This window comes from Streptococcus suis, assembly GCA_022354845.1.
Classification (GTDB): domain Bacteria; phylum Bacillota; class Bacilli; order Lactobacillales; family Streptococcaceae; genus Streptococcus; species Streptococcus suis_AA.
In genome coordinates this window covers 1,477,125-1,490,455 of the sequence record CP031970.1, presented here as the reverse complement: position 1 = coordinate 1,490,455, position 13,331 = coordinate 1,477,125, and the positions used below count along the sequence as shown (strand labels likewise).

Annotated in this window: 11 protein-coding genes; 9 read left to right on the top strand and 2 right to left on the bottom strand. The window is 40.5% G+C overall.

The annotated features are described in order from the left end of the window. Positions 1–143: 143 nt before the first annotated feature. The 5 genes from D2A30_07850 to D2A30_07830 all read left to right on the top strand — a co-directional run bounded on the left by D2A30_07850 (position 144) and on the right by D2A30_07830 (position 8,765). Positions 144–2,711, top strand: coding sequence for a type I restriction-modification system subunit M (locus D2A30_07850; protein ID ULL21488.1), 2,568 nt, complete (start codon positions 144–146; stop codon positions 2,709–2,711). Positions 2,712–2,844: 133 nt separating this feature from the next. Next, positions 2,845–3,993 carry a restriction endonuclease subunit S gene (locus tag D2A30_07845; protein ULL21487.1) on the top strand — a complete coding sequence of 383 codons (1,149 nt, stop codon included), beginning with the start codon at positions 2,845–2,847 and terminating at the stop codon, positions 3,991–3,993. A gap of 48 nt (positions 3,994–4,041) precedes the next feature. Beyond that, on the top strand, positions 4,042–7,167 hold the full coding sequence (locus D2A30_07840) for a type I restriction endonuclease subunit R (protein ID ULL21486.1): 3,126 nt from the start codon (positions 4,042–4,044) through the stop codon (positions 7,165–7,167). A gap of 84 nt (positions 7,168–7,251) precedes the next feature. Then, on the top strand, positions 7,252–7,827 hold the full coding sequence (locus tag D2A30_07835; GenBank protein ID ULL21485.1) for a hypothetical protein: 576 nt from the start codon (positions 7,252–7,254) through the stop codon (positions 7,825–7,827). 14 nt (positions 7,828–7,841) lie between these two features. After that, positions 7,842–8,765 carry a site-specific integrase gene (locus D2A30_07830; protein ID ULL22018.1) on the top strand — a complete coding sequence of 308 codons (924 nt, stop codon included), beginning with the start codon at positions 7,842–7,844 and terminating at the stop codon, positions 8,763–8,765. Positions 8,766–8,768: 3 nt separating this feature from the next. Here D2A30_07830 and D2A30_07825 read toward each other — a convergent pair whose 3' ends face one another. After that, positions 8,769–9,206: a hypothetical protein gene (locus D2A30_07825; GenBank protein ID ULL21484.1), complete on the bottom strand. Its 438-nt coding sequence runs from the start codon at positions 9,204–9,206 to the stop codon at positions 8,769–8,771. Between the two features lie 195 nt (positions 9,207–9,401). Between D2A30_07825 and D2A30_07820 the strand changes: the two genes are divergently transcribed. Both D2A30_07820 and D2A30_07815 read left to right on the top strand, forming a co-directional pair. After that, on the top strand, positions 9,402–10,163 hold the full coding sequence (locus tag D2A30_07820) for a hypothetical protein (protein ID ULL21483.1): 762 nt from the start codon (positions 9,402–9,404) through the stop codon (positions 10,161–10,163). Then, positions 10,153–10,425 carry a PspC domain-containing protein gene (locus D2A30_07815; GenBank protein ULL21482.1) on the top strand — a complete coding sequence of 91 codons (273 nt, stop codon included), beginning with the start codon at positions 10,153–10,155 and terminating at the stop codon, positions 10,423–10,425. Before D2A30_07820 ends, D2A30_07815 begins: the two co-directional genes overlap by 11 nt. A gap of 42 nt (positions 10,426–10,467) precedes the next feature. Here D2A30_07815 and manA read toward each other — a convergent pair whose 3' ends face one another. Continuing rightward, a complete protein-coding gene (manA, locus tag D2A30_07810) occupies positions 10,468–11,409 on the bottom strand; it encodes a mannose-6-phosphate isomerase, class I (protein ID ULL21481.1) in 942 nt (313 codons plus the stop codon). Between the two features lie 202 nt (positions 11,410–11,611). Between manA and D2A30_07805 the strand changes: the two genes are divergently transcribed. Both D2A30_07805 and D2A30_07800 read left to right on the top strand, forming a co-directional pair. After that, positions 11,612–12,544, top strand: coding sequence for an HPr kinase/phosphorylase (locus tag D2A30_07805; protein ID ULL21480.1), 933 nt, complete (start codon positions 11,612–11,614; stop codon positions 12,542–12,544). A 1-nt stretch (position 12,545) separates the two neighbouring features. Beyond that, a complete protein-coding gene (locus D2A30_07800) occupies positions 12,546–13,322 on the top strand; it encodes a prolipoprotein diacylglyceryl transferase (GenBank protein ULL21479.1) in 777 nt (258 codons plus the stop codon). The last annotated feature ends 9 nt before the right edge of the window (positions 13,323–13,331 follow it).

The window sequence follows — 13,331 nt, the reverse complement described above, 5'->3', positions numbered from 1 at the left end:
TTGGAAGCATGAAAAATGATAAGCAAAGTCAGTATATCGTTCAAGATAAATAAAGAATTTTATTTTGTAACGTGATATAATTTTATAGAAAGCCCTTACGCTATTTCAGTGCGTAAGTTAGGAAAAAACCACGAGGAGAAACCATGATTACTTCAGAAGAAATAAAATTACGTTTGTGGAACGGAGCCAATGAACTCCGCGGCTCCATGGATGCCAGTCGTTACAAGGATTATATGCTTGGGCTCATGTTCTACAAGTTTTTAAGTGACCAAACCCTGAAAACATTCGCATCAACAGCAGGTGTGGGAAATGAGAGCAATTGGTACCAAGAGTATATCCTTGCCCATCAAGAATACGGTACGGAATTGGAAAAGATGATCCAGGACGTTTTGGGTTATTTTGTCCGTCCTGAGCACCTCTATCAAACCTGGGTCAAGGATATGAATGAGGGCAGGTTTGAAGTCCAAAAGGTAACGGATAGCTTGAGCCAGTTTGAGCGGAGTATCGCTGTTGCTAATGGTTCTGATGATTTTCAAGGCCTATTTGCCAGCTCAACCCTTGACTTGACAGATACAGCATTGGGAAGCAATCTCAATGAACGCAGTAAAAATATTCAAGCCCTCATCCGTTTGTTCGAGGATTTGGATATGGTTGCTCTACAAAATGGAGATGTCTTGGGAGATGCTTATGAATACCTGATTGGTCAATTTGCCATGGAATCTGGTAAGAAAGCGGGTGAGTTCTACACGCCTCACCAAGTCAGCGAAGTCATGGCTCAGATTGTCGCAACCAACTCATCAATTTCTTCTATCTATGACCCAACGGTTGGGTCAGGTTCCCTCCTTCTGACCGTAAAAAAACACTTGTCAGAAGACAAGCAAAAAAGTTTAAACTACTACGGTCAGGAGAAGAATACAGCTACCTATAACTTGACCCGCATGAACCTCTTGCTCCACGGTGTCCGTCCGGAAAAGATGAGTATTAAAAATGGTGATACCCTATCGCAAGACTGGCCAGAAGATCCAGAACGTCCAAATGAAGGTGTCCAATTTGATGCGGTGGTCATGAACCCACCATATTCTGTAAAAAATTGGAATCGTTCAGGCTTGAAACCCAGCGACCCCCGTTTCGAAATCGCTGGTGTTCTTCCACCTGACTCAAAAGGCGATTTTGCCTTCCTTTTACACGGTCTCTATCACCTGGGAACCCATGGAACCATGGCCATTGTCTTGCCACACGGTGTTCTCTTCCGCGGAGCAGCTGAGGGTGAAATCCGCAAGCGTCTTTTGGAAAAAAATCAGATTGATGCCGTTATTGGTTTGCCAAGCAACCTCTTTACCAACACTGGTATCCCAGTTTGTATCATCATCCTCAAGAAAAATCGGGATTTGAATGAGCCTGTACTCTTTATCGATGCCTCACGAAACTTTATCAAGGCAGGTAAACAAAATGCCTTGCAAGAAAAGGACATCGCAAAGATTGTGGATGTCTATACGAACAGAACGGAAGAAGATGGCTACAGTCACTTGGCAAGTCGTCAGGAATTGATCCAAAATGACTATAATATGAACATCCCACGCTATGTGACTGCTCTGGATAAAGAAATTCCCCATGATGTGGATGCGCATCTTTATGGTGGTATTCCAAAGAAAAATATAGACTCCCTGATGGTACTCAATCAGACAGTCAAAGAGGTTTTGGACAATGCCTTTAGTGAAAATCGTCCAGGCTACTTAACTTTACATCAGTCCATTGAAGAGTTTTCAAGAGCAATCTTATCCAGCCCAGTTGTTCGGGCAGAATACGAACAAGTCCAGTCAACTATTACGGCCTTTATCGAAGAATATTGGACAAAATTGCACCGTTTACAAACGGAAACCAATACAAGATTATTGAAAGAAGAAATGTTGGCAGACATTAAGAAATGCTTGTCACAATTTGACCAAATTGATATCTACGAAGGTTATCAAATCATTGCAGAAATTTGGACTAAGACCCTGACCCATGACGCAGAGTTGATTGAGCAATTAGGATTTTATGAGGCTGGGCGTACCCGTGAGCCGAATATGGTGGCTAAAGGGAAGAACAAGGAGAAGGTTCAAGATGGCTGGAATGGTGTGATTATTCCTAATAGTTTGATTGCTAGTGAGTGCTACGGTGAAGAACTTACCCATATTGACAGCCTGAAAAACCGGATTTCGGAAATTGACAGTGAAGTCAGTGAATTGGTGGAAAATGCCAAGGTGGAAGATAGCGAAGAGTATAATGCCTTCTTTGATGTCTTGAAAAAGAATGACGATGGGGAAGCACAGGATAGTTTTGAAGGTAAATTGGTCAAGGCTGCTCTGAAAGAAGCAGTAAAAGGCTCTACAGAATTTGGTTTCTTGAAACAAGTGGATGATCTAGCCAAGGAGAAGTCGACAGTAGCCAAGGAAATCAAGACCAAGGAACAGGAACTCAAGGAACTGGTGTCAAACCGTATCCAAGTCTTGACAGATGAGGAAGTTGATCAGCTACTCTATAAGAAATGGTTTGGTCAGGTGACGGACAAGGCATTGGAACTGGTTGAATTGCCATTAAAGGCTGAGATTGCCATTATCGAAGAACTCCATAATCGCTATGCTGAAACCTTGGACGACATGGATGCGGAAATAGCCCTGCTTGAAAGAGAACTTGAAAATCTGATGAAAGAGCTGGTGGTATTATCATGAAGATGATGAAACAAACTTTCAACAAGAGCTATTTTATAGCCCAAAAATCCTGTGAAAGAAAATCATTAACAGTCATTTTCTGCGATTTTCCGAAAACGAAAGAAAAATCGAAAGAAGTTGGGGGAATATAGCAATGCCGAACAAAGATAAAAATATCCCCAAACGCCGCTTTAAAGAGTTTGAAAATGCAGATGCTTGGGAACTGCGAAAGTTTGGGGAAGTGGTTTATCGTTCAAATCTAATATCATCTAGTAAAGATTTACCTAGATTGGAGTTTGAAGATATTAACTCAGGATTAGGTACTTTAAATAAGGATATTTCTCAGAAATTAGATTATAGGAAAGGTTTAGAGTTTAATGTGGGGGATGTACTATTCGGAAAATTACGTCCATATTTAAAAAATTGGTGGTATGCAGAGTTTAAAGGAATAGCACTAGGTGATTTTTGGAATTTAAAGTCGGATCTTTGGCATAGTTGTTTTTTATATACCTATATACAGAGTAATTCTTTTCAATTAGTTGCAAATGATACTTCTGGTACGAAGATGCCAAGATCAGATTGGAATTTAGTTGCTGAAAGTATTGCAAAGTTCCCCTCCCTCTCCGAACAAGAAGCCATCGGCACTTTCTTCTCCACCCTAGACCAACACATCACCCTTCATCAGCGTAAGCTTGACAAATTAAAGAGTGTAAAACAAGCGTATTTGAGTGAAATGTTCCCCGCTGAAGGAGAGCGTGTGCCAAAACGCCGTTTTCCTGGATTTACTGACGCTTGGGAACTGCAGAATGTAGGAGAAATTTGTAGAATTTCAACTGGTAAAAGTAATACTCAAGATAGAGAGGAGCAAGGTAAATTCCCATTCTATGTGAGATCTCCAATAATTGAAAAATCGACTAAGTATTTATTTGATGAGGAAGCAGTTCTCACAGTTGGAGATGGAGTTGGGACAGGTAAGGTATTTCATTATGTTCATGGTAAATATGACTTACATCAACGAGTTTATAGGATGTTTTCATTCACCCATGTTAACGCTAAATACTTTTATTATTACTTTTCAAAAAAATTTTTTGATAGAGTGATGGCTATGACTGCAAAGAACTCTGTCGATTCAGTTCGTTTAGAAATGATCTCAGATATGGAGATAACTATACCACAATTAGAAGAACAAGAAAAAATTGTTAAGATACTCTCCACCCTCGACCAACAAATCACCCTTCATCAGCGTAAGCTAGAAAAACTCAAAAACTTGAAAAAAGCACTTTTAAATGAGCTGTTTGTATGATTTTCAGCGTAAGTAGCAGTTACTTACATGATGATAGAAAGGAAATGAATGGAAACTATCTCAAAAAACGCTTCAGAACGTGAATTTCAAGATAAATTCGTTCGGGAATTATCCAAGTTTAAATGGCAAACTCCTGAACACCTAAATGGAAACTTACAGAAAGTTACAGTTCAGGATTTGATAAATAATTGGCGGTCAGAGCTAAATCGTATGAATGCGGATGTCTTGGAAGGTGTTGCTCTTACCGATAGCGAGTTCGATCAAGTCATGACAAAGGTCAAGCAGATTTCCAATAGTTACGAGGCCGCAAAAATCCTATCCATGGAAGGTTCTACGGGTAAAATCGATGGTATATACCGTGACCAGCACCCACATGTGACCAAGAAGCAAATTACCTTAACCATTTTGAAAAAGGCTCAGGTTAGTGGGGGAGATTCCAGCTATCAAGTGGCTCGCGAAGTTTGGTCGGACAATGGCAACCGCTTTGACCTAGTCTTATTGATTAACGGTCTGCCCTTGATTAACATTGAGCAAAAGCGGAGTGACAAGTCCTTGGACGAGGCCTTTGGTCAGTTTAAACGCTACTATGCCGATGGGGAATATACCAATAACTTCATGGCCTTTTCTCAAATGATGGTGGTCACAACAGACATCGAAACCCGGTATTTTGCAACGCCAAAATCTATCAATGATTTTAATCCTGCCTTTGTTTTTCATTGGTCTGTCACCAAGAAGGACCAAGAAAGTGGTAAGCATTTGGGACAAAGGGTCTTGACAGATTTCAGAGAAGTCATTGAGCATTTTCTGATGGTTCCAATGGCTCATCAGATGGTGGGCGACTACCTGATTATCGATGAAGATCTTGACAATGAGGAGAATAGACGCCACATGCTTATGCGTCCCTATCAGGTCTATGCCCTGCAGGCAGTTGAAAAGGCAGCTTTTGGATGGGATAATGCGGAAAAAATACCCCATGGAGGCTTTGTTTGGCATACGACAGGTTCTGGAAAGACCATTACCAGCTTTAAAACAGCTCAATTTCTTTCGACACGAACGGAGTTTGACAAGGTTGTCTTCTTGCTAGATAGGCGGGATTTGGATGAGCAGACTTCCAAGGCCTTTAAGGCTTACGCGACCTATGAATCTGTCAATGTTGACGATACCAAAAGTACTTATCAGCTCCGTAAACAACTAACAGCTTCAAAGAGCGGTATTGTTGTGACCACTACCTTCAAATTGAGCAATTTGGTCAAGGACTTGATGGAAGCTGATGATCGAAGTTTGACAAATAAGAAAATGATTTTCATCATTGACGAGGCCCATAGGACAACCATGGGCGGTATGATGGGGATGATTAAGGATTATTTCTATAAAAATGGTCTATTCTTTGGTTTTACAGGTACTCCCCTCTTTGATGAAAACAAGGTCAAGGGGAAAATTAACGAACGCAGTGAGTTGATTAACACGACTGAAAAATTGTTTGGGCCTCTTTTGCACCAATATACGATTGACGAGGCGATTGCGGATGGGAATGTCCTTGGCTTCCATGTGGATTACATCAATACTGGTGAATTTAGGAGCTATGAAGACTTGCGTGAAGATTTGATTGAACTTCTAACAGAAAAACATCCAGAAAAAGCTATCAAAGAGATTGAACGTCAAGTCATGCGGCTGTCAGAATTGGATGTAGAAAAGCATGCGGCCAAAGAGGGACTTTTGGTCTATCACGATCAAACCCATATTCCTAGAGTGGTAGAGGAGATTTTGGCGGGCTGGCAGGAACAATCACAGGGTGGCGAGTTCAATGCCATGCTGACGGTTGCTTTTAAGGAGCGGGTCATCGCCTACTATCACGAGTTTAAAAAGCAAATAGCAGAGCAGTTTAGGGATGGAGATGCCAAGCCCAATATTGCCATGACCTTTAGTTTTGGAAATGAAAATGATTCTGACAATGTCGCTAGGGAAGTCATTGAAGAGATGTTCGCGGATTATGAAGGTTTTACAGGTATCCGTTTTATTGCTGGTGATAAGAAAAAGGGCGAGGATGCTTATTTTGAAGATGTGACTGACCGTGCCAAGCGTGGTGGAAGTGGTCGTAATCCTAAGAATATCGATATTCTCATCGTTGCAGATCAGCTTTTGACGGGTTATGATGCGAAACGCTTGAATACTCTCTACGTTGATAGGAAGCTGGAATTACAGGGCTTAATACAGGCATATTCTCGAACCAACCGGGTTTTTGGTTCCAGCAAGGAATTTGGTACTATTATCAATTTCCAATACCCTCGCATAACAGAGGAAATTGTTAAGGAAGCCTTGTTGCTATACGGTAGCGGTGGTAGCAATAGCCGTGTTCTTGTTGAAAAATATGGGGTTGCGGTAGACTTACTTCGGACAAAAGTAGAGGCTCTACGGTCAGAATTGCCCAACCCGACCAAGTGGATTGACATCCAGTATGATGAGGAGAAGAAGGTAGCGTATAAAACTGCTTTTAAAGAAAGCTTCAAGCAACTGGATCGTGTCAAGCAATACTATGAATTTGTTTGGGATGATGAAGCCTTTGGTTTGGATGAGCATAGCTGGCTTCAGTACATCGGTGCTTATAGAAACCTGTTTCCTAGAGAAACTGGTGGCGATGATTGGATACCAAAAGACTTGAAGGGGCGTACCAAATTGCAGGGTAGTCAAATCATTGATGCCCAAAGTTTATTTGCTTTGATAGGAAACAAAACAACCAATGAAGGTGGTTTCCAAGTAATCAATGACAATAATTTGGTCTTGATTTTGGAGCAAATCCAAGAATTGAGTGACCTTGGTGAGAATGAACTGGCTGAAGCCTTGAAAACCTTTATTAACGAAGAATTGGTCACAGGTAAATTGTCTGCCTCTGTCGATTTTGACGTCGCTTTTAAAGAATGGCAGGAGAATAGACAGTTTGCGGTCATCAAGGAATTTGCAGGCCAGTGGGGAATTGGTAGCGACTTGCTTAGAAAGTCACTACAGGAGTACAACACAAGTAAGCCAGGTGAGGTTCCTTACCGTAATGAAATTGCTACGACCTTGGATCCAGATCAAGCGACCAATGAGTTCGCAGGTAATAAGCTGAAGTTAAATATGAATTTGAACAAGGTTCTCCCACAGTGGATAGCAGAAACCAAGCAGAAATACAAATAAGACCACTAAGGCCAAGATTTTTCTTGGTCTTTTTCATCGTTTTCAGAAACCAACAGAAAACATTTTCTAGTAGCTATCGAATGAATAAACTGTCATCCTCAGCCACTGTGGAATAGGGTAAAAAATACTCCTGCTTGGGAACTGCGGAGATTTTCAGAGTTAGCGGAAATTCGTAGAGGATTGACTTACTCCCCTGTCAATATCCGTTTAGAAGGTATTAGAGTGTTACGCTCTTCTAATATTGATGAAGATACATTTACATTTGGAGAAGATGATGTTTTTGTAGATAAAGGGGTAGTAAAAAGTCCATTGGTCAAAGAAGGTGACATTCTGATAACGGCTGCGAATGGTTCTAGCAGACTAGTTGGGAAACACACTATAATTAAAGATTTACCAGAAAATTCTGCAATACATGGTGGATTCATGTTGTTAGCTTCTTGTAGAAATCCAGAGTTCATCAACTCACTTATGAGTTCTGCATGGTATACCAAATTTATCAATCTATATGTTGCTGGTGGAAACGGAGCTATTGGTAACTTAAACAAACATGATTTAGATGAGCAAAATGTTTTGGTCCCTAGTCAAAAAGAACAATCTGCCATCGGCACCTTCTTCTCCACCCTTGACCAACACATCACCCTTCATCAGCGTAAGTCGTAGAAGGATTGGATATGATGAATAAAATTACACGAGAAACCTTACTTCACGAATATTTTAAACAATGGACCAGGCTATTTAAAGAGGGGGCGGTTCGACCGATTACTTTGGAAAAGTATAGAAATAATTATGTTCATTTGAAAAATATTGTTCCTGATTTGTCTCTTTATCAGTTAGATAGGACGACCTATCAGCAAATTTTGAATGACTATGCTTTGACCCATGAACGTCAGACAGTTATTGACTTTCATCACCAGCTCAAGGGTGCGGTCTTGGATGCTGTTGATGAGGGTTATATTGACCGAGATCCGACCCGTAAAGTGGTTTTTAAGGGCAAGGCACCAAGAATTAAAAAAATGAAATACCTAAATCAGTTTGAACTCCACAATGTCCTTTCTGATTTGAACTTGGAGTGTCGGATCAACTGGGACTGGCTGATTTTGCTCATTGCGAAGACAGGGCTGCGATTTTCAGAGGCTTTAGGTCTGACACCAGCTGATTTTAATTTTGTTCAGCAGAATGTTTCCGTGACAAAGACATGGAATTACAAGGGAAATGGTGGTTTTTTACCTACCAAAAATAAATCTTCCATGCGGAAAGTGCAGATTGATTGGCAGTTGAGTATGCAATTTCAGCAACTCATCAAAGACTTACCCCAGGATAAGCCTATTTTTGTCAATGGTTCAGTCTGCAACTCCACTCCAAATAAGTGGTTGGAGCGCCACTGCAAAAATGTGGGTGTACCAGTCATTTCTATCCACGGGCTTAGACATACCCATGCCTCTCTTTTGATGTATGCAGGTGTTTCAATAGCTAGTGTGTCCAGACGATTGGGACACTCCTCCATGACAACCACCCAAAAAGTCTATATGCATGTCATCTCGGAACTTGAAAATCAAGATACAGATTTAGTCATGCGTTACCTATCTGGCTTAAGCTAGACATCAAATCGACTTACGCTGATGAAGGGTGATAGTGGCATCTAACTGTTTGAAGAAGACACCAATTTTTTGTTGTTCTTCCATATTTTCCGTAAAACACACATCTTGATTTTTCAAAATTGTAAAATGACGCTTATATCCTTGTGGTTCAGGTTTATAACGTTCTAAAGTTGTATACAGATAATCACCTTCAAAATTATCTGCACTTAAAATTTTTACGCCATCAGTAGCAACAAAGAAGGGGCTTTTGGGCTTATATAATGAAACTGTATGGTCCCCAAACAGAGTTACATCTTTGTAATCAGTAAAAGGTTCACCATCAAAATATCCAACAATTGGCTTATCACCTTGTTGAATAACTTCGTACTCACCATTCTCTGAAACACCAGCTAAGTACGAACGGAACGAGTGTGTTTTTAGAATGTCTTTGAACTTCCGCAGTTCCCAAGCGTGATGATTTTTATACGCTCAGAGTTGAGTAATAGAATTAAATTTTTGGTTTTCAAAGCAGAATTTTCATCCATTTTCAGAAAATCTATCAATTGCCTTGGCAAAGCTTGGTTTTCTAGAATCAGTCCTTGGGCTGATTTTTTTGTTGGGAAATATGGTATACTAGTATGGAATTGAGGTGAGTCTATGACGCAAAAGAGAGAAGAACGCTTAATTGAGTTATATGAAAAAGGTGTCTTGACCAAGGAAGAGGCTCGCGCCTGTTTTAAGGAAATGAATCAAGAACCAGACTTTCTTTTTGTGGAAGAAAAAGCAAAATTGAATTTTACCTTACCAAGTTTCAAGGTCTTTGCTTCCTCAAAGCTGAAACAGGCCTATTCATTTGATGGAATTGAATCACTCTTTCTAAAATTATCCGAGGGGCGGCTGACTCTGACTAAGTCTAAGAATGAACAGATCACCGTAGAAATTGTTTATAATCAAGATGCGCCAGAAGACAAGCTCCCTCGTCTTTATGTTGAAAAGAAAGGACTATATTTCAACAGTAGTTTGGCCTGTCACTTGACCATTAGCTTACCCCAGGAATGGATGTCAGTACTAGCTGTAGAACTTGGTCAAGCAGATGCCCGGTTAGACTACTTGCCGTTTGAAGATATTTCTATCCGCAGTTCAAGAGATAAAAAACAACAGGATATTCGCTTGACAACCTGCGGTGGCTACCCACAACATTTGTATGTGCAATTGGCACACGCGCCCTTCACCTTACAAACAGGGAAGGGGCAGGGAATTCGAGGTCAGATTGAGTCTCAATCAGGACAGGTTGTAGTCAACCGAAAGAAGAAAAATAGTCCTTATCAATTTGAAAAATCAGGAAATGATTTACTCTTTATAAAAGCACAGACTGGTCAAGGTGCTTTTTATGTGAAAGGAATAAAAGATGTCAATTGATTTGTATAGAGTAAGAAAGGGAAAAGTTGTGTCTGGCGTTCTTGCAGGCATTGCTCATAAATTAGGATGGGAAGCATGGCTTGTTCGAGCCCTCTTTATAGCAGGTCTTCTATTTGGAAAATCTTTTATCTTGTTAATCGCCCTTTACGCAGCAGCAGTTTACTTCTTACCATATAAGGAAGATAAGGATGCCGAGAAATATGGAACTGGCCCGCGTAAGATAAAAGATGCTGAGAAGATACATAAATCTTGGTTTGAATAATGCAAAAAAACTTGAGTTTAAAAGCTCAAGTTTTTTGTATGCTTAGTTTGCGTGACTAGCTATTAATTCCATTTGACCTGTAAAGGTCCAGTCTGATACATCGGCTGGTAAGATAAAGTGGGTACCTTTTTGAAGTGGATAGCTGGTTTCACCGACTTGGATGGCACCTTCCCCTTCGATGACACTGACAAGCAGGTAAGGAACGGTCTGTCCCATTTTGATTTCTTGATGAATATCCCATTTATAGACTGTAAAAAACGGATTTGCTACTAAGACGGTCGAATCAAGATGATCGATTTTAAGCTTGGCAGGTGTTGAATTGGCAACTGGACCAATTGTCAGCACATCAATCGATTTTTCAATGTGTAGTTCACGGAGGTTGCCTGCATCATCACGGCGATCAAAGTCATAGACACGGTAGGTTGTATCGCTAGATTGTTGGGTTTCTAGTATCATGATACCTTTACCGATGGCGTGCATGGTTCCGCTTGGTACAAAGAAGAAATCACCCTTTTTGACGGGTACATGGGTCAACAGCTTGTCCCAATCTCCAGCTTCGATTTGCTGGCGGAGTTCTTCTTTGGATTGGGCTTTGTGGCCATAAATGATTTCAGCTCCGTCCTCAGCTTCTAAAATGTACCAACATTCTGTCTTGCCCAATTCACCTTCGTGAGCCAAGCCATAGCTATCATCGGGATGGACTTGGACGCTAAGCCAATCGTCTGCATCAAGGATTTTGGTTAATAATGGAAAGACATTATCTGTGGGATTGCCAAATAAATGTTTTTCATTCTGATAGAGGTCATCCAGTCCTCTTCCTTTATATTGACCATTTGAGACTATTGTTACGCCGTTTGGGTGGGCAGATATAGCCCAACATTCACCAGTCTTTTCACTAGGAATATCGTAGTGGTAGTTGGTTTTCAGGCGTTGACCACCCCAAATTTTTTCGTGCATTACAGGTGTGAGAAACAAGGGTTCCATATTCATCTCCTTTTTAAAAAGAATTCTACTATAAAAGTATAACAGAATTGTTAGAATTGTGTATCTGATAGCATGAGTGTTTTTTATTGACTTTAATTGAATAAGTAAGTAAACTTATTCTTTTTATTAATATAGTCCACTTCTTTCCCCTGCAAGCGCTAGCTTATGGTATAATATAATAAAACTGAAAGTGAGGGAACAAATGACCGTTTATGTAAAAGATCTGGTCGATAATCTGCGGATTGAATGTGCTTATAGTACTGAAGAGCTCCTGAAAAAACCAATTACAACGGCAGACATTACCCGTCCAGGATTGGAAATGACTGGCTACTTTGATTATTACGCCCCAGAACGCATTCAACTGATTGGTATGAAGGAATGGTCCTATTTGACAGCAATGACTGGTCATAACCGTTATCAGGTCCTTTCTCAAATGTTCCAACCAGAAACGCCTGTTGTTATTGTTGCCCGTGGTCTGGAAATTCCTGAAGAGATGTATAAGGCTGCTAAGGAAAAACAGATTGCAATTTGTAGAAGTAAAACTGCGACTAGTCGACTGTCAGGGGAACTCTCCTCTTATTTAGATAGTCGATTGGCACAACGTACCAGTGTTCATGGTGTCCTGATGGATATCTATGGCATGGGGGTTTTAATCCAAGGTGATTCTGGTATTGGTAAAAGTGAGACGGGCCTAGAGTTGGTTAAACGAGGACACCGATTGGTGGCTGATGACCGAGTTGATGTCTTTGCCAAAGATGATGTTACCCTTTGGGGTGAGCCTGCAGAAATACTTCGTCATTTATTGGAAATTAGAGGAGTTGGGATTATTGATGTGATGAGTCTACATGGTGCAAGTGCCGTTAAAGATTCATCAGAAGTGCAATTAGCAGTCTACCTTGAAAATTTTGAAACTGGCAAGGTGTTTGACCGACTGGGAAATTCTGGTGATACGATTGAGATTGCTGGGATAACGGTTCCTCAAATTCGTATACCTGTAAAAACAGGACGAAATATTTCTGTAGTGATTGAAGCAGCTGCAATGAATTACCGAGCAAAACAAATGGGATTTGATGCGACAAAATTATTTGAGGAGCGTCTTTCCAATTTAATTGAACACAATAGGAGTGAAAACTAAGATGGATCCAGTTGCAATTACATTAGGCCCCCTAGAGATTCGTTGGTATGCCGTCTGTATTTTACTTGGTTTAATGCTCGGAGTTTACTTAGCAGTAAAAGAGGCTCCACGCAAGAAAATCCTTCAAGATGATATTATGGATTTTATCTTGATTGCCTTTCCACTTTCCATTATTGGAGCGAGAATATATTACGTTGCCTTTTCTTGGAGCGACTATAAAGACGATATCTTATCCGTTTTTGCTATTTGGAATGGCGGAATCGCTATCTATGGTGGTTTGATTACGGGAGCCATCATCTTGTATTTCTTTACACAGTACCGCTTTATCAAAACTCTAGATTTTCTAGATGTCGTTGCGCCATCGGTCATGTTGGCTCAAGCGATTGGTCGTTGGGGAAATTTCTTTAACCAAGAAGCTTATGGTAAAGCTGTTGATAGCCTAAATTATTTACCAAGATTCATACGTGATCAGATGTATATAGACGGTGCTTATCGTCAACCAACCTTCCTATTTGAATCGTTGTGGAACTTATTGGGATTTGTAGTGATTTGTATATTACGCAGACGTCCTAAACTTCTCAAACAGGGAGAAATCACAGCTTTCTATCTCATTTGGTATGGTTGTGGTCGTCTCTTAATTGAAGGATTGCGGACGGATAGTCTCATGTTCTTGGGCATACGCGTCTCACAATGGTTGTCTGGAATCTTAATCCTCGTTGGTATTATCATGGTTGTACTACGGAGGAGAAAGGCAACTATTCCGTTCTATCAATCATAAAGGAGAGAA